Annotated in this window: 15 protein-coding genes and 1 pseudogene; 10 read left to right on the forward strand and 6 right to left on the reverse strand. The window is 52.0% G+C overall.

Translation table 11 applies throughout. The features are described 5' to 3' along the window. Positions 1 to 65: 65 nt before the first annotated feature. Positions 66 to 449 carry an antibiotic biosynthesis monooxygenase family protein gene (locus ACGHP5_RS04600; RefSeq protein WP_390568144.1) on the reverse strand — a complete coding sequence of 128 codons (384 nt, stop codon included), beginning with the start codon at positions 447 to 449 and terminating at the stop codon, positions 66 to 68. 28 nt (positions 450 to 477) lie between these two features. Further along, positions 478 to 1155, reverse strand: coding sequence for a FadR/GntR family transcriptional regulator (locus ACGHP5_RS04605; RefSeq protein WP_390568145.1), 678 nt, complete (start codon positions 1153 to 1155; stop codon positions 478 to 480). A gap of 582 nt (positions 1156 to 1737) precedes the next feature. On the opposite strand from ACGHP5_RS04605, the gene ACGHP5_RS04610 reads away from it, so the two are divergent. After that, a complete protein-coding gene (locus ACGHP5_RS04610; RefSeq protein ID WP_390568146.1) occupies positions 1738 to 2811 on the forward strand; it encodes a linear amide C-N hydrolase in 1074 nt (357 codons plus the stop codon). Positions 2812 to 2819: 8 nt separating this feature from the next. Here the strand turns inward: ACGHP5_RS04610 and ACGHP5_RS04615 are convergent, their stop codons facing one another. The 4 genes from ACGHP5_RS04615 to ACGHP5_RS04630 form a co-directional block, all read right to left on the reverse strand. After that, positions 2820 to 3383, reverse strand: coding sequence for a ParB/RepB/Spo0J family partition protein (locus ACGHP5_RS04615; protein ID WP_290534075.1), 564 nt, complete (start codon positions 3381 to 3383; stop codon positions 2820 to 2822). Continuing rightward, positions 3328 to 4644, reverse strand: coding sequence for a DUF3440 domain-containing protein (locus ACGHP5_RS04620; protein WP_390567439.1), 1317 nt, complete (start codon positions 4642 to 4644; stop codon positions 3328 to 3330). The genes ACGHP5_RS04615 and ACGHP5_RS04620 overlap by 56 nt, the downstream gene beginning before the upstream one ends. Then, positions 4641 to 5048, reverse strand: a complete 408-nt coding sequence (locus ACGHP5_RS04625; protein WP_337658225.1) for a hypothetical protein — start codon at positions 5046 to 5048, stop codon at positions 4641 to 4643. The genes ACGHP5_RS04620 and ACGHP5_RS04625 overlap by 4 nt, the downstream gene beginning before the upstream one ends. Before the next feature lie 385 nt (positions 5049 to 5433). Beyond that, a complete protein-coding gene (locus tag ACGHP5_RS04630) occupies positions 5434 to 9477 on the reverse strand; it encodes a two-component regulator propeller domain-containing protein (protein ID WP_390568147.1) in 4044 nt (1347 codons plus the stop codon). Between the two features lie 292 nt (positions 9478 to 9769). On the opposite strand from ACGHP5_RS04630, the gene ACGHP5_RS04635 reads away from it, so the two are divergent. The 9 genes and pseudogenes from ACGHP5_RS04635 (at position 9770) to ACGHP5_RS04675 (ending at position 24379) form a co-directional block, all read left to right on the forward strand. Further along, positions 9770 to 12874, forward strand: coding sequence for a TonB-dependent receptor (locus ACGHP5_RS04635; RefSeq protein ID WP_337756172.1), 3105 nt, complete (start codon positions 9770 to 9772; stop codon positions 12872 to 12874). An 11-nt stretch (positions 12875 to 12885) separates the two neighbouring features. Beyond that, positions 12886 to 14739 carry a RagB/SusD family nutrient uptake outer membrane protein gene (locus tag ACGHP5_RS04640; RefSeq protein ID WP_337756171.1) on the forward strand — a complete coding sequence of 618 codons (1854 nt, stop codon included), beginning with the start codon at positions 12886 to 12888 and terminating at the stop codon, positions 14737 to 14739. 47 nt (positions 14740 to 14786) lie between these two features. Next, positions 14787 to 16451, forward strand: coding sequence for a DUF1735 domain-containing protein (locus ACGHP5_RS04645; protein ID WP_390568148.1), 1665 nt, complete (start codon positions 14787 to 14789; stop codon positions 16449 to 16451). 72 nt (positions 16452 to 16523) lie between these two features. Further along, the gene (locus ACGHP5_RS04650) at positions 16524 to 17939 is read left to right on the forward strand and encodes a M60 family metallopeptidase (protein WP_337756169.1); all 1416 of its coding nucleotides are present in this window, start codon (positions 16524 to 16526) and stop codon (positions 17937 to 17939) included. A 15-nt stretch (positions 17940 to 17954) separates the two neighbouring features. Next, positions 17955 to 19256, forward strand: a complete 1302-nt coding sequence (locus ACGHP5_RS04655; protein WP_390568149.1) for a M60 family metallopeptidase — start codon at positions 17955 to 17957, stop codon at positions 19254 to 19256. A gap of 6 nt (positions 19257 to 19262) precedes the next feature. Further along, on the forward strand, positions 19263 to 20291 hold the full coding sequence (locus ACGHP5_RS04660) for a hypothetical protein (RefSeq protein WP_337756167.1): 1029 nt from the start codon (positions 19263 to 19265) through the stop codon (positions 20289 to 20291). A 20-nt stretch (positions 20292 to 20311) separates the two neighbouring features. Next, positions 20312 to 22351, forward strand: a complete 2040-nt coding sequence (locus ACGHP5_RS04665) for a hypothetical protein (RefSeq protein WP_337756166.1) — start codon at positions 20312 to 20314, stop codon at positions 22349 to 22351. 48 nt (positions 22352 to 22399) lie between these two features. Next, positions 22400 to 23191, forward strand: a pseudogene (locus ACGHP5_RS04670) (glycoside hydrolase family 97 N-terminal domain-containing protein); the annotation flags it as partial. Positions 23192 to 23224: 33 nt separating this feature from the next. Next, positions 23225 to 24379, forward strand: a complete 1155-nt coding sequence (locus tag ACGHP5_RS04675) for a glycoside hydrolase family 97 catalytic domain-containing protein (protein WP_337756174.1) — start codon at positions 23225 to 23227, stop codon at positions 24377 to 24379. Positions 24380 to 24387: the final 8 nt, after the last annotated feature.

Below are 24387 nucleotides of genomic sequence, written 5' to 3' on the forward strand. Positions count from 1 at the left end.
TGTGAAATTCTTTCATACATATTTTGCATGGTCTGTATCCGGCTTGTAAAGCATCATTGCCGCATCTATTTTCTATCGTGGAAATATTCATTAGAGTCCGCCGGAGCCTCATTCCGATTGGAATCGTCATATTCTCTTATGACGGAAGCGACGGTGATTCGGTAATTTTCAAAAAGCCTTTCACGTCCTTCCGATTGGCTCATGCGGTGGTGAAGTTCATTGCGCCACTTTTCAACGGCTTCTTCGTTCTCCCATACATTCAGCGACAACAGCTTGCCTTCTTCATTCAGGCTGCCGAACCGTTCGGAACGAATAAAACCCTCCGCATTTGAAAGCAATGGCTTTAATTGGGCAGCGAGTTCGGGATAGCGCACTTTACCCTCTGCCGTTGGCATAACTTCAAAAAGAACGACCACTTTTTCATGGCTGTTCTCGGGATTCCTCATCATTGGGTTTCTATAATTTCTGTTGTTCGTCCTATGGTTCTTCCACAATCTTGACTGCCATCTTCCGGGCGTTCTTCAAATCGCCTGCAATGATGTATCTCAACAACTTCTCGTGAGAAGATTGTGAATTTACGAAGCAATCCGTACCATCGTAAATACGGTTGAACTCCGAAAGCAGATGCAGGGAAGCGGAGCGGTAAATGTCTGCCAGTATCCGGTTGTGAGTGGCATCGGCAATGGCAATGTGGAAATTCAGGTCGGCTTCGATACATTCTTTCAACCGGTCGTCTTTCGCATTTGCCTTTCTTGCTTCAAGGGAGGACTGCATTCGCTCTATATCTTTGTCTGTTCTTCGTGCCACGGCTTTCTCCACGATCGCAATATCCAATATTTTCCTCACTTCATCGAGTTCAGTCCGGTCGGCGATACTCATATTTATACTGCCTCCGTTCGCATCGGACGCTTCGGCGACAAATGTTCCCGCCCCTTGCCGGACTTGGACAACGCCCATATTTACCAACAATTTTACCGCTTCACGGATGCTCGATCGTCCGACTTTGAACGTTTTCATCAACTCCGGTTCGGTCGGAAGTTTATCCCCGATTGTATAAACTCCTTCCGCAATCTGTTGTCTCAACTGCTCGGCTACCATATCGGCCAAAGACTTCTTCTGTATAATCATATACCCCTTCCCTGTTTTATTCATCATATCATCAGATGATTTACAAAAGTATGCATTTTTATCTGACAAGCAAAATATTTAGTGATAAAATATTGAAAAGTCTATGTTTAACGCTGTAAACAACTAACAGGAAACTTGATTGTTTGCTATATAAGGTTGCGCACAGGTATCGCTTACATAGATACTCCATAAGTATCTTAATGTTGTTTCTTCCCGGTTCTAAAAATCAGAAAAAATCTTTGAGAACCACGGTAAATGGAATGCGGAACTGTCGAACGATGATTTTCTGCGATTACAATCGATTTTGAATACATATAAAGTACATGGACTCCGGGCTGCGTGAAAACGGAGCTGGCAAGTTTCAGTTGACAGAGGAAGGATGAATAAGGTTTTTACAGCGATCGATTGAATCCTATAATAGAGAATACCCCAACTTCAGGACCGAAGCAAGGAGGAAAATCATTAGATGAAATCTTATCTAAAAGGATTAGGATAGTGTAATAATATTAAAAGTAGTTTTTAAAAGTGACGGCTGCAATATGTTGGTTGCCTGCCAACCATCACTTTTATTTAACTTTTGATAACAATAGACTTTTGAAAAGCAGGATTATGAAAACAAAGAATTTGTTGTTGGAAGCAACCGCTGTTTGCAGCGGTTCTTTTCAGGCAATCGCCTGCACGAGCATCGCGCTTACGGCTGCGGACGGCAGCTATGTACAGTCCCGCACCATCGAGTGGGCCCGCGGCGTTTTGCAGAGCGAATACGTCGTCATTCCGCGCGGCCAGCGGCTCCGCTCCTTCACGCCCTCCGGAACCGACGGAATGACTTTCACGGCCAAATACGGCGTCGTGGGGCTGTCCGTCGTGCAGAAGGAGTTCATCGCCGAAGGAATCAACGAAGCGGGATTGTCGGCAGGGCTCTTCTTCTTCCCGCAATACGGCGGTTACGAACCCTACGAACCGGCTCGGAACGACCGCACGCTCGCCGATCTGCAATTCGTAGCATGGGTGCTGACGCAGTTTTCGACGATCGACGAAGTGAAGGCCGCCGTCGGAGAGGTGCGCATCGTCGAACTGGAGCCTGCGTCGGTCGTGCATTGGCGTATCGGAGAGCCCTCCGGGCGGCAGGTCGTGTTGGAAATCGTCGGCGGGGTGCCTCATTTCTACGAGAACGAGATCGGCGTGCTCACCAACGCTCCCGGTTTCGAGTGGCAGCTCACCAACCTGAACAATTACGTGAATCTCTATCCGGGCGACGCTCCCGTCCGGCGGCTGGGCGCTGTGACGCTGCATCCTACGGGCGGCAACTCCGGGTTCCTCGGCCTTCCGGGCGACGCCACGCCGCCGTCGCGCTTCGTGAGGGCCGCCTTCTACCGCGCCACGGCTCCGCAGCGCGCCACCGGGTTCGACACCGTGCAGCAGTGTTTCCACCTGCTCAATAATTTCGACATTCCCATCGGCATCGAGCATCCCGAGGGTGAGTGTCCGGACATTCCGAGCGCTACGCAGTGGACCTCGGCCATCGACCTGACCAACCGCCGGGCCTACTTCAAAACGGCTTACAACAATACGATACGCTGTATCGATCTCGCACGGATCGACTTCGGGAAAACGGCCTATCAGTCCCATCCGCTGGATCCGAAACGGGAACAGCTCGTGGAGCGGATCGCGATTCCGGAGTAAGCGGGTGGTTACGGCACGGTTTCGGACACCTCCTCGTCGGCATCTCCGATGCTGAACTCCTTGTCGGCGAAGAGTTCGGCGAGGCCCGTGATCTGTTTCAGACGAAGCAGTTCGTCGCGGTCCATGCCGATATGGCGCATGATCCACTGGTCGGACATCCGCGCGCGGGTCAGTTCGGCGACGATCTCGCTCATCAGCTCGACGTTGTGCGTGCCCCGCGCCCGGTTGTGGCGGATGGTCGAGGCCATGCGGTTCGAAAGGTCCTTCTCGATCACGGTGACGGGCAGCAGCCCCCGTTCGCGTTCGTAGATGCGCTTCGAGGTTTTGAGCACCAGATAGCGGTGGTAGCCGTCCACCAGTTCGTAGCGGTCCCTTTCGGCGTCGTAATAGCAGACGCACGGCATCGTATAGCCGTCCTCCCAGATAGACAGTTCCAGCAGCTTCATCTCGGGCGGTGCCACGACGTTGGGGTTGTAGCTGTTCGCCACGATCTTCTCCACCGGTACAGCGCGGACGTTATAGACAGGGCTCCGGAAGTTTTTCTCGGTCGGATGTTCGTAATAGCGATTCATATTTTTCCATGATTTTCCTGCGGCGCTGCGTTTCGCTTTTGTTGGGCGAAAACCCCATGTATTTGCAGGCGTGGTCGTTTTTCAGGATGCAGATGCAGATACGCTTGAACGTGGGCAGCTGGCTGAATTCCGGCAGGTCCGTGTCGTCGAGATACTCCATGCGCACCGGACGCTTGTCGGTGCGGTAGGCGCTCCTGTCGCCGACTTCGATGCGGATGCCGGCCTTTTGCAGTCTGGCGATGGTCTCCTCGGAGAGACATCCGCCCTTTTCGCGCCAGAAACGGATGCTTACGGAGAGTTTTTCCAGATAGTTGCGCCGCGTCGGCTCCGGGAGCGTCGAGAGCAGGAAATGCATGTAACGCTCCCACGTCATTCCCTTCGGCAGACGCACCGACTGCCAGCCGACGGCCGCCGTCCTGCCGTACAGCGCCGCGAAATTGGCTCCGTCGACTCGGCCGACCATGCGTCCCCATGTGTCCGGATCTATGGCTTTGTAGAGGTGCAGGCTGGCGATGGCCGGCGAGATGAACGGACTGGCCACGCGCTGACTGTCGAGCGGCACGCCGGCCCGGTAGAAAAGGTCGTACAGCCGGTTGTAGGGCCAGCCGAAACGTCCGTTCGCCGTCCAGATGTCGGTCGTCAGCCAGTCGTAGAGCGGATAGGCGTTGCAGATGCCGCCGCCGGCCCATTGCCGTATCCACCGTTTTCCGCCGAACCGGTGGTGGTTGCGGTCGCTGTATATCGTGCGCCAGCGGTTGAAGCTCTCCTGCGTGCGGATGCCGATCAGACAGCATGTGCGCGCCGCGCCGCTGCGTGCGTGGAGCCATTCGGCGAAGCGGTTCTGGAATTCGTAGTCCCACATTTCGTCGGTGAAGAACGGGAAGTCGCGCCGCGTGAGAGATCCTTCGGGCATCTCCCGCACCCAAATCTCCCGCTTCGACTCCTCCCACGGCCGCCAGTACTGCCGGAACATCGAGGTGCAGGTCTGGACCTTGAACGGCACGCAGACCCGGTAGACATCGAGAATATCGGCGTTCGCGGCCAGCGTCCGGTCTACATAATCGAGCGTGTCGCGGTACTGGATTTCGTAATCCATGTGGAATACGCCGATCCGTCGGCGCAGTCCGTGACGCCGGATGTAGTCGATGCAGAGGTTGAGCAGCACGCCGCTGTCCTTGCCGCCGGAAAAGGAGACGTAGATGTTGTCGAAAAGGTCGAAGACCGTTTTCAACCGCTGCTGTGTCCGCTCGTAGACGTTCATGGCTGCCGTTTTTTCCCGTACTGCATCGTCACATACTGCGTCCACTCCTTCGTGGGGACGAAGCCCTCGGTGCGGAACACCTCGGCGTGGCGGAGCAGCGTCACGGAACGTATCGTATAGTCGCGGTGGTAATATTGGATGATTTCGCGCAGGAAGCGCGACAGCAGCTGCGGGTCGTCGCCCGAAACGTAGTAGTTGTTGATCTTGGCCACTCCGCCGTCGGTGATCTCCACGGGCATGAACCCAAAGACGGTCTGGCCTTCCCACGCGACGAACCACGTATGCGCACGCGAGGTCCAGAACGGGTAGTTGTTGTTCTGGCGCAGCACGCTGCGCCGCATGACCAGCGGAGCGACGAGTGTATAAAGGCGGGGCGAAGTGCCGTCCAATTTCTCGATTGTCATATCCGAAAGGTTATAAAACGACCGAATGTTATATATCTGAAACCAAATGCATTAAAAATGCATTCAATCCTTACAAATGTAAAAAATATCGGCCGTTTTCTCAAATTTTCAGATCGGGGCAATGGGCAATATCGTACTGTTTTTCTTTTGCAACAGTGTATTTTTTCTGTTGAAAAGATTATTTTTGTACTGGAACTATTCGTCCTGATTTATGAATTGTGCAAATCTCCCTACCCAAGCAGCAGTCGCCCAATATACGGAATGCGGAAAAGGACTGTGTGTGCAATGCGTACGCAACCAGCAAAAACCTCTATGTGCCGCATGCCGTGAAACATTAAGAAGCCAGGATGCCGGTTCATGTGCCTTTGCCATTTCGTAAGCAAGGTTATTGTTTTTGTTCACTCCAAATTTGGCCGGATACGCTGTTGGAAGCATGTTTGTTTTTTTGCTGGGCTGCAAAATCTTTGGGCAGAATGCCGAATTGTTCCTGAAAGCATTTGGCGAAATAGGAAGGCGTGTTGAATCCTACCAGATAGCAGATTTCGTTTACTTTGTAGGTCCCCTGCATGAGGTACTGCGCAGCTCGCCGCAGCCGGATCTGTTTGATGAAGTTGTTGGGCGTCATCCCGAATAGGTTTTTCATTTTGACGTACAATACGGAACGGCTCATGTAGATCATTTGTGCAAGATCCTCGATCGTGAATTGTGGATTCGAAAGATTGCTCTCGATTATTTCATTGATTTGATTCAGAAAGACCTCGTCGGTGGCTGTTTGTGAAACCGAAGAGATCGGAATAAGGGGCCGCTTGCTGAATACGTCCCATAACATACGCCGCTTGTTGAGCAGGCTGTTGATCTGGACGATCAGAAAGTCGATATCGACCGGTTTTTCGATGTAGGCGTCTGCACCTCCTTCAAGTCCTGAAGTTTTTGCGGGCAGACTGGCGTTGACTGAAAGCAGTACTACCGGAATATGGCAGAAGTTGACTTCATTTTTAAGTCTCCTGCATAATTCGACTCCGTCCATATTGGGCATCATCACGTCGCTGACGATCACATCCGCAGAGCTCTTTTCGAGCACCTTGAATGCCTCTGTCCCGTCGCAGGCCGTAAGGATCGCGTAGTGACGGCTTAAGGCGTGGCTCATATATTCCCGCAGGTCGCGGTCGTCTTCGACCAGTAAGATGGTTGCTGCCATCTCGGTAGAGGGGGCTGATTCTTCGGGGGCTGACGGAATGCACTCCAGTCTCATCGGAGGCGTTTCAAGGGGTGCTATTTCTGTTGGATTGACATTCGAACCTGCGACTGGTGATATCGGAAAAATTACCGTGAAACGAGTGAATACGCCGAACTCGCTTTCGACGCGGATCTCAGCGTTCATCTTTCGTGCCAGCATACTGGCAATCGAGAGTCCCAGTCCGAACCCGGGGATCGACAAATTCGTCGGTTTGTTGTAATGCCGGAAAGCATGAAAAATGTTTTTAAGCTCCTCTTGTTTAATGCCCGTACCGTTGTCTTCGACTTGCAGTTGGAAGAAATTCTGTTTATCGGACGTAAGTTCGATGACGATCCGGTCGCGGGTGAATTTCAAGGCATTGGTCAGTAGGTTGCAGAGAATTTTGCTGTATGCTTCCTGATTGATGGAGGCCATGATCGGGGACGTCCCGTCTGCTCGGAAGATCAGTTCGATGCCGTGTTCCTCTGCCAGCAGCCTAAATCCGTCTGCCGCCTGGCGCGTGCAGGCTTCGATGTCGGTCGGGGTGGTGAACATCACAGTCAGCGACTTCTTACGGAAATTCAGGATTTCGTTTGCGAGATTGAAAAGCCTGTCGCTGCTCTTTTTGATCAATTGGAGCAGGTCGATCACATCTTGTGACAACTCCTTTTTAGCGAGTATCTCGTTGGTAGGCGCCATGATCAGCGTTACGGGTGTTCGGATTTCATGGGCGATATTGGTGAAAAATTCGATTTCGGCGTCCGCTCGCTCTTTTTCCTTTTCATAACGCTGCCGTTCGATCCGTGCGCGTTGTTTTTGGAGATAGTAGGAGCGGAGCAGCCGGAATACCGACAGGCAGCAGACCCCGAGAAACAGTATGTAGAATCCGACGGCCCACCATGAGGCCCACCAATAGGCTTGGACCACGACTGTCAATGCTTCGGGGGAGCCCCATACACCGTCGTTGTTGCTCGCCATGACGTAAAATGTATAGCTCCCGGCTGGCAGATCGTTATAGGTGATTTGATTGGTGTTGTAACTGCACTCGTGCCATTCGTTGTCGTATCCTTCCATCCGGTAGCGGTAGCGGTTCTTCTGGGATGCACAGTAGCTTAAAGCCGCGAAACTGATAGAAAAGTTTGATTCGCCTCCTTTCAGCCTCACTTGTCGTCGAACATTGATATGGATAGGCTGTGCAGGCGAACCCACTACAACCGGTTGACCGTGGATATAAAATCCGGTGAAGACCACGGGCGGTACGACTTGATTGGATTGTAGCGATCTTGGGGTGAAAATGTTGAATCCTCCGTTAGTCCCCAAATAGATCCGTCCGTCAGAAGTGTACAGTCCCGAATTGAAATTGAAAATGTTGGCCAACAATCCGTCCTCGTAGTTATAACGGCGGACTTGGCCTGAGGAAATCGAATAACGGATTAATCCGAGACTGGTGGTGATCCAGAGATTGTCGTTTTCCGGAATGATGTGAAAAATGGAGAGGTTCGATATTTCGCTGTCCAAAGGCACGGCGGCATAGGTTCCGGCGTGCACATTGTAACAAAAAAGTCCATGCCCCGCTGTACCGATCCATAAATTGTCCTTGTAGAAACTGATCGACCGGATCTGACGGGGTAATGGCATGAAACTTCCGTCGGCAAGACGGATATTCGCTGAAACACGTCGCGTTTGGGGATCACAACGCAGGATACCCTGATTGATCGATGCGAACCAGAGCGTTCCTTGCGAATCGCCGCAGATATTTACAATGTCGCTATTATATCCCAGGTGGGCTACACAGGAAAAACGTCCTTTACTGTAAATATAAATACCGGTTTTGGTCCCAATCCATAATTGACCGGCTCCGTCTTTGTAAAGCGAATAAACGCTTTCGTCCCAATCTTCAGTCTGGTCTGAAAAGTGCCGAAAGTGCTCCGTATGCCCATCGGTTCCCATTCGATAGAGTCCGTTGCTGTAAGTTCCGACCCAAAGATCATCGCCGTCGACAAGCAATGCGTGGATATTCAACATCGGTGTTTGCGGATCGACAGCAACAGCCTCTAACCAGTCCATACGGGAGTTGTAACGGAAAAGTCCCCCATCGTCCGTACCGATCCATATCCAGCCGTCGGAACCTTCGCAAATTTTACTGATGACGCGGCCGCTTCCCGATGCCGTGTGGCATCTCCGTGTCGAAAAACAAGCGCTGTTGGGAGAGAGGTAGTTGACCCCGCCGAAATAAGTTGCCACCCAAAGGCCTCCTTCCCGATCGCGGCAAACATCGTAGACAAAATTATCCGAGAGGCTTCGTTCTCCGTTTTGTTGGTAAGAATAGGTTTGACATTTGCCGGTCGCCGGCTCAAAACTTGTCAATCCGCAATCGGAACCCAACATGAACCGTCCTGGCTCAATCTCCCGGATAGTATGGATTCGCCCCTTCAAGTGCGGAATTTCGTTCTTTGTCAGGTAATTGCGAAATAACCCTGATGATTTGTTATAACAAAAAATGCCTGAATTCCACCCGGCGATCCAAAGGTTACCCTGATAGTCCTGACACATCGAAAAAGCGTTTGATTCAGCTACCTGGCGATCATTGTCGCGGATCGGAATGCTTTGAAATTCGTCACGCACACGATCATACTTATAGAGATTTCCACCCGAAGTCAGACACCAGACATCCGAGAAGTCATCGGCAATGATCTCCGGTGCGTAATCTGAACCCAGACTGCGAGGATCGGCCGCATCATGGCGGTAATTGCGGATACGTCCCGTATCCTTATCATAACGAAAGATACCGTTCCCGAGCGTTGCGAGCCACAGCGACGTATTGTCCTCGGTGATGGCATTCACCAATACCGGGGTATTGTCAGCGAGAGATAGGTTCCGGAACGAATCAGATGCAGCATCATAAGTACAGAGTCCGACTTCGGTTCCGATCCACAGTGTACCTTCGCGATCTTCGTAAATGGCGTAAATGATATTGTTCCCGATCGAACCGGTATTGTTGCTATCGTACTGATAGGTGGTGAAGCCGTAAGAGTCGTAGCGCGTCAGGCCGTCGCCCGTTCCGAACCACATATACCCGTGGCTGTCTTGAAATACACAATTGACCATATTCGACGGCATGCCGTTTTCGGTCTTGAAATATTGGAATTTCATCTCCTGTACCGCATAAAGCGGAACAGCCCGTAAAAAACACGCAAGGAGCGTTAACAACATGTAAAGACGGATTGTTTTCATCGACAGTTCATGTAGTGGTATACAAAGATAATCTTTTTGCTGAAAATTACAGGGAATGCATAATCCTTTCTTTTTTACAATAATCAATTGTAATACACAGGGTTACATAGGAAATTATTTGTACATATACGAATTTTAAGGATTATATTTGCATAAATACAAACAATTCTTGCAGCCTATTTCTATTGAATTCCGAATTTTGTTATTGAATCCGGTCACCAACCATACCGGTTTACCCATTACTAATTTATTAACCTAAAAAAGTAACCTTATGAAGGCCTTTACAACAAAATCATGCAGAAATCTCTTGTGTGTGTTTTGCTTAATGTTGGGGGCGGCGGTTTACGGTCAGAACATCACCGTAAACGGAACTGTCACTGACAAAACGGGACAACCGTTGATTGGAGCCGCCGTCACGGTCAAGAGCGATCAGAACACACGCGGCGTGTCAACGGATGCTGATGGTAATTTCACCCTGACGGTCCGCCCGAATGCCGTCCTGACGGTGTCCTATGTCGGATATAAAACCAAAACCGTGCAAGTCCCTAGGGAGGGGGATCGACTGTTTATCACTCTTGAAGATGACGCTACCGCAGTCGAGGATGTAGTTGTAGTCGGTTTCGGAACCCAGAAAAAAGAATCTGTCGTCGGAGCCATCGGAACAATCAAGGCGACCGAGTTGAGTGTTCCGGTCCGTTCGCTCAACAACTCTATCGGAGGCCGTGTCGCCGGTGTTATCGCCGTGCAGCGTTCGGGAGAACCCGGCAAAGATGACGCCCAGTTCTGGATTCGAGGTATCAGCACCTTCACCGGGAACAGGAATCCGCTCATTCTAGTCGATGGCATCGAGCGACCGATGAACAACGTCGATCCATTGGAGATCGAATCTTTCAGTATCCTCAAGGACGCCAGTGCCACGGCTGTTTACGGCGTACGCGGCGCTAACGGCGTAGTGCTCATCACCACCAAGCGAGGCTTCGACGGACCAGCCAAAGTCGACGTACGCTACGAGCAGGGGTTCTCCTTTGCCACGAAACGTCCGTCTTATCTGAATGCCTACGAACGTGCGGTACTCTTCAACGAGGCCATCGATGCCAATCCCTCGGCATCCCAGGCCATGAAGTTTCGCGATGACGAACTCACGGCGTTGCGTACGGGCAGCGATCCCGAACTTTATCCCGATGTCGACTGGCAGGAAGTGCTGATGCGTGACGTAACGCTGAATGAGAAACTAAGCGTCAACATCTCGGGCGGCGGTAAAGCCGTACGCTATTTTTCAGCCGTTTCCATTTACAACCAAGAGGGTCAATACGACATCCAGCCAGGAGCTTACGATTGGGTTCCATCCAGCATCGGGCGTTTCGGAAAGAACGTCAACTATACGCGTTACAATTTCCGAACGAACGTCGACATGGACATTACGAAATACACGACCGTGTCGCTGGGACTTCAGGGCAATGTTGCCGTCAATACGGAACCTTACAAAGGTTCGTCTGATGTCTACATGTGGATCAACAACTGCGCCCCCAATGCCTTTCCCGTATTGTACAAGGACGGCAAGTTCCCGGCCCGCGACGGCCTCTACAACCCCTATATACAACTGACGCAACTAGGATACAAACAAACAACCAGCAATGAGTTGCGTAGCAACCTGACCATCCGTCAGGATCTCTCGTTCCTCACCAAAGGCCTGAGCGCTACGGTACGTTATGCCTATGATGCCGTGAACTATAACGATGCGAACCGCTCACGCGAACTCACATACTATCAGGCCGAGCGCCGCGATGACGACGGATCGCTCGTCTACAAGGTCATTAACGCCAACAAACAGCAGGATTATTTGACTTACTCCTCCAATGCCTGGGGAGACAAGACCCAGTATTTTGAGGCATCGTTCAATTACGACCGTACTTTTGGGAAACACGAAGTAGGGGCGCTGGCTCTCTTCTACCTGAAGGATTACCGGGCCAACACAGCGTCCAGCTACATAAACAGCCTTCCCAACCGCTCATTGGGGCTTGCAGCGCGAGCCACATACGGGTTTAACAAAAAATATCTGCTGGAGGTGAATCTCGGCTACAACGGTTCAGAGAATTTCCCTAAGAACAACCGGATGGGATTTTTTCCGGCAGTGGCCGCAGGCTGGGTCATTAGCAGCGAGAATTTCCTGAAAGACAACAAGGTCATCACTTGGCTGAAACTTCGCGGGTCCATCGGACAGGTTGGTTCCGACCAGATCGGGTCGACGCGTTTCGCTTATCTCTCCACATTGGCGGATGCCGGCGGATACAACAATTTCGGTATCAATTTCGACAAGGGGATGGGAGGATTGCAGGAAGATCAGCTCGCCTCTGAAGATATCACATGGGAAGTTGCTACCAAATACAACCTCGGTTTGGAAGTGGGCTTATTCAATTCTTTGCGGGCAACGGCCGAAGTGTTCTATGAGAAGCGTGAGAACATCTTCCTTCAGCCCCAGGTCAGCGAGGTGATGGGACTTCAGAAAACCATGTATGCCAACATGGGTAAAATGGACAACCGCGGTTTTGAAGTGACGCTGGAGTACAACAAGATGTTTTCAAGCGGTTTGATGCTGACGGCGCGCGGTAACTACACGTTCGCTCGCAACAAGTACATCGAGGATGGAAAATACTACAAAAATCCTTGGCAGGACATTCGTGGCACGCGTTACGGCGAACGGCTGATGTACGATGCCATGCATTTGTTCTCGCAGGAGGAGATCGACGCTTTGCCCGATTACTACCGGCAATTCTCGCTGACCAAAACACAGTTGCGCCCGGGCGATATCCGTTACAGAGACGTGAATGACGACGGCGTGATCTCGGAGGACGACATGATCTGGGGGTCGAATCCAGCTACGCCCGAATCCATGTTCGGTTTCGGAGCATCGCTGGCCTACAAAGGGTTCGATTTCTCGTTCCTGATGCAGGGTGCATTGGGTGGCACGTCGTATCTCTCGGCCGGATGGTATTTCCAGCCTTTCCAGGCGGAACGCGAACCCAAGTTCATGGGCAACCTCATCACGGAGTTCCGTGACCGTTGGACGGAGGACAATCCCAATCCGCATGCTTTCTCGCCCCGTCTCTACATGGGACAGAACGTCAACAACTATAAGACCTCGACCTGGTGGGTACGCAACAGCGATTACCTGCGTCTGAAGAACGTAGAGATCGGATATACGCTGCCCAAGCACCTCTCCATGAAGGCCCGCATCGAAAACGCCCGTTTCTATGTATCCGCAGTCAACCTCTATACGTTCAGCAAATTCAGCAAAAAGTTCTGGGATCCGGAGGTCGGAGCCGACTCTTACCCAATCCAAACGACCGTATTCCTGGGTCTTAACTTAACATTCTAATACCGTTTTCCATGAAAAAATATATCATATTCATTGCCATTCTCTTCTCCTGGTGTCTGAACGGATGTTCCGATTTTCTCGATCAGGACCCCGAAGAATTGAACACCCTCGAAAAGGTATTCTCGAATACACAGGATACCCGCAAATGGTTCTCACGAATTTACAGCGACGACTATTATCCGAAAGAACTTTACGGATCGGCCTACTATAACCACTACATGTTTGGGACTGACGATGCCAACAATGAACTTGACTGGCATATCCCCGTCATCGTATCGGGTATGTTAAGTCCCGAGCAACCGGTCGGCGGCGGCGGTTTCGATGTCTACTATTTTGAAAAATACTATCAGGCTATCCGGCACTGTAACATTTTCCTCGAAAACGTCGATAAATGTATCGACCTGCCGATTATCGAAAAGAGATACAAAACTGCTGAAGCCCGGTTCATGCGAGCCATGTACCATTTCTGGATTCTGCGCGAATACGGTCCCATTCCGATTGTCGATTATGCGATCAAATCGGAAGAACTCTCCACGAAATTCGCACGCAACAGCATGGACGAATGCGTCAAGTGGATTTGCAACGAAATTGACGCCGCCGTTCCCGACATGCTCGAAACTCGTGTCGACGACGACTATGGATTCCCAACCCAGGCAGCGGCTATAGCCATGAAATCCCGCATTCTGCTGATGAACGCAAGCCCGCTCTACAACGGAAATACAACCTATGCCAACTGGCGTAACAGGGACGGGAAACAGCTTATCAGCCAGGTCTACAATCCGGAGAAGTGGCGGGATGCGGCCGATGCGGCGAAAGCGGTGCTCGATCTTCCCCAGTTCAAACTGCTGAAACCTGTTGCAGAAGAAGGTGGAACGTTGACATTCGACGACTATGTCGATAACTACCGCCGTATCACGACGACCATCAATGACGAGATCATCTGGGCTTGTCCGCAAGCGACGAGCTGGTGGAGCATGCAGTGCTGGCCGGCCGTTTTCCACAGTTGGAACGCCCGTGACGCCGTGACGCTCAATCTTGCCAACGACTATTTCATGGCAGACGGAAGCGTTGCGCCGCCCATAGAAAAATGGTTCGAAAACAAACAATGGTCGACTGAAGACGGAAACGGCACAATTGCCAATACGTTCTGGATGTTCTGCGATCGGGAACCGCGCTTCTATGCCTCGAACCACTTCCCCAATCAGCGTGTGACTTATGCCACGAAGGAGAATCCGGACGTATGGCAGACGCTTGAATTCTGGTACGAAGGCAACTCGGGTCTTTCCAAGAGTTCGGGCGACCGTAACAGTACGGGGCTTTCTCCGCGTAAAAATATTCCGATGGACGCTACTACGGACAAGAGTCAGGCGACAGCTACCAGCAACAACATTCCGTTTCCGACCATCCGTCTGGGCGAGATCTATCTCAATTATATTGAAGCGGTTCTCGAATGCAAGCGTAACGGCGTGACGGGCGACAACGTCGATTTCGACAAAGCCATGGCACTGTGGGCGGAACTGCGCGCCCGGGTGAATCTCGATCCTATCACGAAGATTTGTCCCGAAACCGATCTTGACAGACTGATTTTGTTGCTGCGTCAGGAACGCCGCATCGAACTGGCCTGGGAAATTCATCGTTATTTCGACGTGCGCCGCTGGTTTATCGCGCATGGCGAAAATGGAGTCTTGAACACCCCGTGTTATGGCTTGGACGTTACGCGCGGCAAAAACGCCACCGACCCCGATTTCTTCACCCAGACCGAATGCAGTTTGCAACGTGTCTTCCGGCTGGAGCATTATTTCGCACCGGTTCGGGCAAGCGAGTGTGCCTACAATTCCAATCTGGTGCAGGCCCCGTTCTATTGATATATCCAGATTGTGACAAGAATGTTTAATCCACAAAAAACGAATCGATGAAAAAGAAGATATTGACAGGACTGTTGTTTCCGGCTATGGCGTTGCTGGCATCCTGCGAATTCGAACATCCCGAACCGACCATTTATCCCGATCCGGTGTTCGGGCAATCGGGACTGACAAAATTCGGCACGAACTCCATTTACGAAGATTATACGACCGAAGTCTCTGTTACTCGCGCCTCCGGCCTTTCGCAGGAGGTCACGCTGGACCTTTCGGTCGATGCAACTTTGCTTGAGGAGTATAACGAACTATACAGCACGACTTACACCCTGCTCGAAGACGAGTATTACACATTCCCCGCTACGGTCACGCTTCCTGCTAAAGTAAAAGAGGTGCTTGTGCCCGTCACATTCCGGCCGGGAGCGTTGGTGCGTGCGATCGGGCTTGAAAAGGCCAATCTGAAGATGTTGCCCATCCGCATTTCGGGAACGTCGGTCGTCACGGAAGAGAGTGGTGCGCTGGGCAGCGTGTTACTGACTCCGGTAGTCAGCGAACCGAAAATCAACGTAATTGTTCCGCAGATTGAGCCGGAACTTTCATTCATTCCTTCAATTCCGCTAACACAGGATCTCGTAATTGCTGCCAAAGCGAATTTCACGACACTTGACGTTGCGAAGATCGCTTATAAGCCCGTCATGGACAAGGTTGCCGAATACAATGCCGCAAACGGAACCGATTACGATCCGCTGCCGGCCAACACGTTTACAATCCGGGAGGATACGTTCGATCCTGAAACGCTGGAGGTGAAAAGTACGATCACGTTCGACTGTGCGAAGATCGGCGGTACGGGAACCTATCTGCTGCCTGTCGAATTGACCCAGACCGGGCCCCAGTACAATATCGACAATCCCGGCCCGGTCTATATCATTATCCGGTTGACTGAACTGAAGATCAAAGCGGACGATGGGGGTAAACTCGTGACGACGGTAACAGGCAAGGGAACTCTGAAAGTCAGCATCAATGCACCGATGACCGGAGAACAGCCTGTCAACCTGACCTACGACGCTTCGAAGGTCGAAACCTACAACAAAGCCAACGGCACGAGCTACAAGGCACTCGACGCATCGAAGATCACGGTTACGGCCACAACTGTTTCTGCAGGTAGTATCAGCTGCGACGTGGCATACGAATTCAACATTCTCGATCTTCCCTACGATGCCGACAAATACCTCGTGCCGCTCACGATTGATCCTTCGGTGCTGGTAGCCGGAACGATCGTCGAGGAGCCGTCGACGGTCTATGTCGAGGTAAACAAATCGCTTGCAGGCAACTATTTCCTGGAACCATGGGTATCGGCATTCAAAGGCACGCAGGATAAGACAAGCCAAATGAACTCGTTGATCTTCCTTTGCAGCGAACAAGGCAAGAATCCGAGCACAGGACAGAAATATTATTTTAATTACAACAATGGTTGGGCCGACGGAATCATCTACTTTGACATTTCCGACGAGCCGATGCCGGGACATGAAAATTGCGTAAAGCTTATCAATTTCCAGGACCGCGATCCGGCATGCGACCCGATTTCTGCCAACGCATCTTACCTGAATCTGGTTACCGGCGATATTGTCATCGATTTTATCATCGAATCCTATTGGGCTCCAGATCCGACGGAGGAGGGTCAGATCAAGGGTGAATTACGCTGTGTCAAACTCTCTCGTTGATATTAATTTTCAATATGGAGGCCGGGCTTCGGATTCCCGGCCTCCGTATCGGTATAAATGAATTGGAAAACCATGAAACGAAAACTATTATACTGGCTTTGTTCTTTTGCGCTGATTACAGGTTGTTCCTGCTCGAAATCAGACGACGGCAACCCGATCGTTGAACCGGAGAAACCGCCTGTTGACGACCCCTCCACTACAACACAGCTCGTCGCCAACTGGAATCTGGAGGAAGATATCGACCTGTCCAAAGCCGAGAAGGCCGAAGCAGGCAAGTGGCGCTATCTGGGCGGCTGGATGGAATCGCGCGCCACCATTTCGCAGGAATCGATGCGTGGCGTCAACGGTTCGCGCTGCATTGCCGTTGTCGCCCAGCAGGATGTGGACGTCATGCTGGGACAGAAAATTACGGGACTCGACCCGACGAAACCCTACAAGGCGACCGCCCGGATCAAGACCGAAGGTATAGCACAGGGAAAAGGCGGCAACATTTGTTTGGATTACTTATGGGCGCCGTCTTCGGAAGGTGTTACGGGGACAAAGGACTGGACCTCGGTAACGCTTGAAATCGACGAAATACCGGCCGATGGGTCCATTGTGCTTTGTATGCGCATGGGCAATACGGCCAACTCTTCGCAGGGGGTCGCCTACTTCGACAATATTAGCCTGAAAGAAAATACCGATCTCTACATTCGGGAGAGCGAGCACATTCGTCTGATGGTGGACAAGAAGTACGTTTCCATTTCCGATTCCCAGATTGACGAGTGGCTCTTAAAGCTCGACAAGGTTTACGAAGCCTACATAGAGCTTTTTTCAGGACGAAAGCCTTTCGAAGGAAAGATCGTCACGCTGCGTTCGGCCGCTATCGACGCCTGGGCCTATGCGGGCAATCCTGTACAATGGAATCAGGACTATATCAGCTCTGCGCTGCTGAATGTAGGAAAAGGCGACTGGTGCTTCGGCATCATGCACGAATTGGGGCATAATTTTGCACCCTATATTTCCAATGCCACCTATACTTTTGATTGGAATGAAGAGCTATTCGCCAATTTCCGCATGTATTATGCGTTGGAGAAACTCAATGCCGTCGTGATTACGGATGCCAATATCCTGCAACCCGACGGTTCTACGAAGACCGAAACCAAAACCTATGTCGGAGGGGATCTCAAGCTACTTTACAAATCGGAAACAACGAACTGTTACGACCGTACGATCGGAGTCAACAAAGCAGTCGAAATGGGCAATGCACTGTGTTATAAGCTGATACAGATCAAAGAAAAATACGGATGGGAGCTTTTTCGGAAGGTTTTTGACGAACTGTACAAATTACCCCGCAATACAGAGGAGGAGAACACGATGAACCAATGGGAAAAGTTCAATTACTTCATGTCGTTCCTGACCAAACATGCCGGCGAGGATATTTATGTCAACAATTTCACTTCTGCGGAAATCAACACGATCAAAGCCTATCTCCAGACACAAAAATAGTCTACATGACAGTTTATGAAAAAGGCACTATTCATATTTATTATTTCAGCCCTGTATGGAATTTGTCAGGGAAGAGAAAAAGAGTTTACCGAGAATTTCGACCGGACAAAACGTTTTACTCGGCATTGGACAGCCGATACGGGATCAATGCCCGGCAGGATCGACTATCTGCCTGACGGCGGAACCAACGGCAGCGGATGTGTGCGGATCACGAGTCAAGAACGGACATCGTTGGCCGTGAAACATAAACTCAAGGGCCTCTTATGCGGCCGGCTTTACCGGGTGAGCGCGCGTCTGAAATGCGACGATGTCCGGGATGGACGCGGAGCTGTGCTTTTTTTGGACCCGGAAGGGCTCGACCAGTCGTGGAACGCATCGGAGTTTGTTTATGGGACAAGCGATTGGCGGGAGGTTTATATGGATTTCGTTCCGGATACTTTGGGTGAGGCGACGATCTGCTGCGGACTTGGCTTTCCATGGGGTACCTACAATGGGGGTAAGGCTTCAGGTACCGTGTGGTGGGACGACATACGGGTCGGGCCGGCTCCGGATGAGTCAGTCTATACCCGTGAAAGTAAGCATATCGTGTTGAAATTAGATCGCTCCAAGGTGACTGTTTCCGATGCAGCGATCGACGCATGGCTTTCGAATCTCGACCGCATTTACGATGCTTATAGGAATTTGGTCGGCGAAGTGCCGTATGAAGGGCGCAAAATATTGATTCTGAATACGCCCGGTATTGAACCCGGTTATTGGGCATTGGCAGGAAATCCTATTTTGTGGAACAGTCATGTCGCTGTTTCTCCGTTGCTTGAACGGACTGTCGAATTCGACGATTGGGGCTTCGGTATTCTGCATGAGATCGGTCACGTGTTCTCTCAAAGCAATATCAAGGGTTCTGGCAGATGGAACTGGAATGATGAGATTTTCGCTAATTTCCGAATGTCGTATGCACTTGAAAAGTGCGGCGGAACCGTCTCGCAACGCAATGTTTGCTATCGTGGAGCCGATATTATAAACTATTATAAGATTTTCTATGACGAAACCATCGGCGCGGGAATCGCAAAAAATAACGGAGATGCGTTGCATTATACATTTCTGCGCATCAAGGAGCGTTATGGCTGGAAAGTATTCGAGCAGGCATTCCGTACGCTGTATGCGCTTGATGATACCCAGATGCCGGAACTTCAGAACGACTACGACAAATTCCTCTATTTCCTTTCCCATGTGTCTGCGGTAGCCGACGAAGATGTCGTCCGGACGGCCTATATGCCCGAAGAGCTGGCGCTGATCAGAAAATCACTTGAAAACCGATAACCACTTATGAAAATATTGCGAATTCTTCTATTGGCAGCGGTCGTTGCCTCCGTGGACCGAGCCGTATCCCAACCGGTTCATACTTTCCGGGTAAAAATCGGCATCGACCGGGAGTCGGTCGATTCATTGGGCGGGCGAGAACGGGTTATACGACATATCGAGGAGATGTTTCGCCGTGTCAACCGGGCTTTTAACTACGATGCGCGTTTCCGGGCCATTTATGATTTCGTCGTGGATTGGAATGCTTTCTATATTTACGACGGTGTTTCTGCCGACGAGGTGATGAAACCGCATCCCGACCACGATTATCTGGTGGTGATGGACGGCTACAAATCTGATCCCCGGGAGGTGGGCGGAGGCTGGTACGGCGATACGATCCAGACCGTTTACCATTCGCGGACACACAACGATCGTTTTAACAGCCCCTTCGAACCCGGAGCTGTGGATGGAATCATTCACGAGTTCGGCCATGCACGCGGTATTCCCGACATTTACGCGATGAAGGTCGATGCGGACAAGAATCCGGTCAATGGCAGGGCCTTCCACGCCGTGCGCTGCATTATGGACTATCCCTACGGCGAGGTCCATTGGAGCGATTATGCCGTACATATGATCAATATGGCCGGAGGCCGCAATGTCAATATCGATGACCTGGTGGCCGGAGCGCTGCCCGAACGCATTCGGGTTGAAGTCGCCGACGACCGAGATGCACCGGTAAAGGATGCGGCTGTGCGCTTCTATCCTGTACGCTGGTACACCTATTCCGTCAACCCCGAGCCTTGCGCTGTCTCGGAAACCGACCGGAAGGGACGTTGCACGCTACCCGTGTCGCAGGTCTTCCAACCCGAAAAAGAGTTTGGTCTCCGTTATTGCAACTGTCTGATCGAGGTCGAATCCGAGAGTGTGAAAACGTATGGCTGGCTGCCGCTCTATGAATTGCAGAACACCCGCTTCGACGGGAAGAAATGCCATGTACTGCAACTGACGCTGAAGCGGAGCCGGGCCTTGGTTCGCAAATTCGATCCTAATCGTTAACAGAAAACCGACCCGAAACCATGATCCGAAGAACCTTTTTCATTTGGTCGTTTCTGCTTGCCGTCGCCCCCGTATGGGGCCAGCGGTGGGAAATCGTTCCCGACGCGGGCATCGTCTGGAAACCCGGTAACGACATTCCGCATGAAGACCATATCGAGATGAGCGGCGAACGGATGGCTTTCGTACTCCGTTGGAACATCGACGAATCGGGGGCGTTTCACAGCGAACGCTCACTCGTCTTCCCGCTGCTACGGACCGTACCCAACAATACGCATGCAAGCCTGATGTACCGCATGGCGACCGACATCCCGTCTTTATTGGGTGTAAACAGCCTTGTATTACAGTCGGAACGTGTCGAAAAAGTCAGCCTCGACGGGGTCTTAAATGTACGCAGCACTTGGGCTATCGGACGCAACAATGTCGGTGCGGCGCGCCGGACGACACCCGTTCCGGTGCTGTCGATGCAACGTACGATTTTTCCTTCTCGCGAATTGCCTCTGATGTGTGAACGTTATGTGTTGCACAACATTGGAGCCAAGACACTCGAAATCACTGTTCCCGAATTCTCGCAAACGATTGCCACCGATCCTGAAAAAGGCGTGGAGGGCAGTTACCGTATCCGTGCCGAACTGCTTGGCAGCGGTGCCTTTGCACTCGAGCCGTCCGACTCGCTCGTTTTCGATGCCGTATTTCAGGCGTACCGGGAAGACGAAAAACCGCTGCGTCCTGACATTGCGGCGGAGTTGGCGGCCCGGCGGGATTTCGTGCGCCGCCAGATCGACGCAAAGTTGATTCTCGAAACACCCGATCCGATAATCGACACTGAGTTCCGGTTTGCCAAACTGCGTGCAGCGGAAAGCATCATCAAGACGCGGGGCGGCTACATGCACGCTCCAGGCGGAGAATCTTACTATGCGGCTATCTGGGCCAACGATCAGGCAGAATATGTCAATCCTTTCTTTCCGTTTCTCGGATACGGCATAGGCAACGCATCGGCACTCAATTCGTTCCGGCATTTTGCCCGTTTCATGAATACCGATTATCGTCCGCTCCCCAGTTCGATCATTGCCGAGGGTTCCGACATCTGGGACGGCGCGGGCGACCGCGGCGATGCTGCGATGATCGCCTGCGGCGCTGCACGCTATGCGCTTGCTCGTGGGGATCGGGCCGAAGCGGAAGAGTTGTGGCCGCTCATCGAATGGAGTTTGGAATACTGCCGTCGCCGATTAACGTCCACCGGAGTCGTTGCTTCGGACACCGACGAGCTGGAAGGCCGTTTCCCGGCCGGAGATGCCAACCTATGCACCTCAACGCTCTATTACGATGCACTGCTTTCCGCCGTCCACCTGGGACGGGAACTGGGGCTGAAAACCGCACAGACGAAACGTTATGCCCGGGAAGCGCAGGCGTTGGCGACAGCAATCGAACGTCATTTCGGCGCAGAAGTAGGCGGTTATCATACTTATCGTTACTATGCAGGGAACACAACGCTACGCTCCTGGATCTGTATGCCGCTGATCGCAGGGCTTACGGAACGTCGCACGGGAACCGTATCCGCACTGCTGGGTCCCGAACTGCTGACTGACGACGGCCTGTTGACAGAACAGGGAAGCACGACCTTCTGGGATCGCTCGACGCTTTATGCCCTGCGAGGCATCTACAACGCTGGAGAGTCCGACCAAGCCACCGATCTGTTACATCGTTATTCTCAACGGCGTTTGTTGGGTGACCATGTACCTTATCCGATCGAAGCATGGCCCGAAGGATCGCAGCGTCATCTTTCGGCTGAAAGCGGTTTGTATTGCCGAGCTGTGACCGAAGGGCTGTTCGGCATTCGTCCGACGGGATTGAAATCGTTTGACCTGACCCCATCGATACCTACAACCTGGGATCGCATGGCCTTGCGGCAGGTGCAGGCTTTCGGAGATGATTTCGATATTGTCATACAACGTATCTCCGCCAGTCGATTGCGTATCGATGTGACACCGCACAAAGGAACCCCGCTTTCATTTCTCATACGTCCCGGTGCAACGGTTCGTATAGCATTACCCACCCATTAGGCAATTATCCCTTACAACGGAAAAATTGTAATTTAACAAATCTTTTTCATGAAATGCTTTCGTATTTTTATTTTAGCGATTATTGCCGTTCTGGCGGCAGGATGCTTCGACGATAAGGCGACAGACTTCCGGCTCGAGTCGCCCGACGGAACGCTCGTCGTAACGATCTCCGCCTCTGATTCGCTGAACTGGTCCGTATCGCGGCGCGGCGTACCATTACTTGAGCGGTCGGCCATCGGTTTGCGCTTTGCCGATGGATTCACGCTCGGACAGGGAGTCCGAATCGGGAAGGTTCAGCGGCGCCAGATCGAGCGCACCGTAAAAGCCCCCTTTTATCGGCAGGCGGAATTTGAGGAATGCTGCAATGAACTGCGCATCGAGCTCGGCAACGATTGCGCCGTGACATTCAGGGCCTATGATGAAGGTTGCGCTTATCGGTTCGAAACCGGGTTTGAAGACGATCGTATTGTCCGCGACGAAATCATCGAGTGCAATTTTGCCGGTTCTCCTGCATTGCAGGCGGCTTTTTCCGATGGGTTGTGCAATGCTTTCCAGTTCCCCTATACATATTGTCGGGCCGATACGCTGCCGACCGACAAATTGATTATCCTGCCTCTGGCGGCCGATTGCGGCGAGGCAGGGCGGGTTCTGGTATGCGAATCGGACCTCGAAGCCTATCCGGGGATGTTTCTCGTTCCGCACGAAGGCCGTCTTCGCGGTCGTTTCGCTTGTGTACCGGATAGCTGCTACCTCCATGAACAGAGGTGTCAGGAAAAAGTCGTAACGCGACAAGATTTCATCGCCCGAGTACAAGGGACACGGAGTTATCCGTGGCGTATTCTCGCCGTAGCCGACGAAGACCGGGAATTCCCGGTGAATAACCTGGTCTACGCTCTGGCTTCGGAAAACAGGATCGGCGATTGTTCGTGGGTCCGTCCCGGGAAGGTCGCCTGGGAATGGTGGAACGACTGGGGACTGACCGATGTCGGGTTCAAACCGGGTATTGACACCCGGACTTACAAAGCTTACATCGACTTTGCGGCAGAGTACGGACTCGAATACGTCGTACTGGACGAGGGGTGGTCCGATCCACGCTCGGGAGACGTCATGCGCACCATACCTGCAATCGACCTGCCCGAATTGGTCCGTTATGCCGACTCGAAAGGTGTAGGGTTGATGTTATGGGTGGTCGGCAATGTCCTCGACGACCGTCTCGAAGAAGCCTGCGACTATTACGCGAACCTGGGAATCAAGGGCTTCAAAGTCGATTTTATCGACCGGGACGATCAACAGGCCGTCGAGTTGGTCTATCGGCTGGCCGAGGCCGCCGCCGCCCGGCAGCTGATGCTCGACATTCACGGAATATACAAACCCACGGGATTGAATCGGACGTTTCCCAATATCGTCAATTTCGAAGGTGTGTACGGGCAGGAGGAACTCAAATGGAGCAATCCCGACATGCCTACCTACGATGTGACATTCCCTTTCATCCGTATGGTGCAGGGACCGGTGGATTATACGCCCGGAGCTTTCAGAAATGCCACGCGCAACGGTTTCAGGATCGATTACCGCAGGCCGATGAGCCAGGGTACGCGTGCCCATCAGGTTGCAGCCTATATCGTTTTTGACGCTCCACTCGTGATGCTCTGCGATTCGCCGTCGCACTATCGGGCCGACGACGCCTGTACGCGTTTTATCGCCTCGCTTCCGGTCATATGCGACCATACCGAGGTGCTTTCGGGCGAGATGGGGCAGTATATCGTCACGGCACGCCGCAATGGCGGAACATGGTATGTCGGAGGCCTCACGAACTGGACACCCCGCGAACTGGAGATCGATCTCTCGTTCCTCGATGCCGGGTGCCATTACGAAGCGACCTTGCTCGCAGACGCGCGGGATGCGGATATCAAACCCGAAAAATATACGCTTGTCCGGCAGTCGGCGGATTCCGCCACGCGGCTGAAGATTGCGATGGCTCCCGGTGGCGGATTCGCCTTGAAATTGTCGCCCAAACCCGAAAACCACTAATATCTCTA

The organism is Alistipes sp. i18-0019-D1, assembly GCF_042852885.1.
Taxonomy (GTDB): domain Bacteria; phylum Bacteroidota; class Bacteroidia; order Bacteroidales; family Rikenellaceae; genus Alistipes.

What these genes read in the sequence shown, in the direction of transcription:
- ACGHP5_RS04610 (WP_390568146.1), top strand. Translation starts at nt 1,738, where the DNA reads ATGAAAACAAAGAATTTGTTGTTGGAAGCAACCGCTGTTTGCAGCGGT.
- ACGHP5_RS04665 (WP_337756166.1), top strand. Translation starts at nt 20,312, where the DNA reads ATGATCCGAAGAACCTTTTTCATTTGGTCGTTTCTGCTTGCCGTCGCC.
- ACGHP5_RS04615 (WP_290534075.1), bottom strand. Translation starts at nt 3,383, where the DNA reads ATGAATCGCTATTACGAACATCCGACCGAGAAAAACTTCCGGAGCCCT.
- ACGHP5_RS04660 (WP_337756167.1), top strand. Translation starts at nt 19,263, where the DNA reads ATGAAAATATTGCGAATTCTTCTATTGGCAGCGGTCGTTGCCTCCGTG.
- ACGHP5_RS04655 (WP_390568149.1), top strand. Translation starts at nt 17,955, where the DNA reads ATGAAAAAGGCACTATTCATATTTATTATTTCAGCCCTGTATGGAATT.
- ACGHP5_RS04640 (WP_337756171.1), top strand. Translation starts at nt 12,886, where the DNA reads ATGAAAAAATATATCATATTCATTGCCATTCTCTTCTCCTGGTGTCTG.
- ACGHP5_RS04650 (WP_337756169.1), top strand. Translation starts at nt 16,524, where the DNA reads ATGAAACGAAAACTATTATACTGGCTTTGTTCTTTTGCGCTGATTACA.
- ACGHP5_RS04600 (WP_390568144.1), bottom strand. Translation starts at nt 449, where the DNA reads ATGATGAGGAATCCCGAGAACAGCCATGAAAAAGTGGTCGTTCTTTTT.
- ACGHP5_RS04605 (WP_390568145.1), bottom strand. Translation starts at nt 1,155, where the DNA reads ATGATGAATAAAACAGGGAAGGGGTATATGATTATACAGAAGAAGTCT.
- ACGHP5_RS04630 (WP_390568147.1), bottom strand. Translation starts at nt 9,477, where the DNA reads ATGTTGTTAACGCTCCTTGCGTGTTTTTTACGGGCTGTTCCGCTTTAT.
- ACGHP5_RS04625 (WP_337658225.1), bottom strand. Translation starts at nt 5,048, where the DNA reads ATGACAATCGAGAAATTGGACGGCACTTCGCCCCGCCTTTATACACTC.
- ACGHP5_RS04645 (WP_390568148.1), top strand. Translation starts at nt 14,787, where the DNA reads ATGAAAAAGAAGATATTGACAGGACTGTTGTTTCCGGCTATGGCGTTG.
- ACGHP5_RS04620 (WP_390567439.1), bottom strand. Translation starts at nt 4,644, where the DNA reads ATGAACGTCTACGAGCGGACACAGCAGCGGTTGAAAACGGTCTTCGAC.
- ACGHP5_RS04635 (WP_337756172.1), top strand. Translation starts at nt 9,770, where the DNA reads ATGAAGGCCTTTACAACAAAATCATGCAGAAATCTCTTGTGTGTGTTT.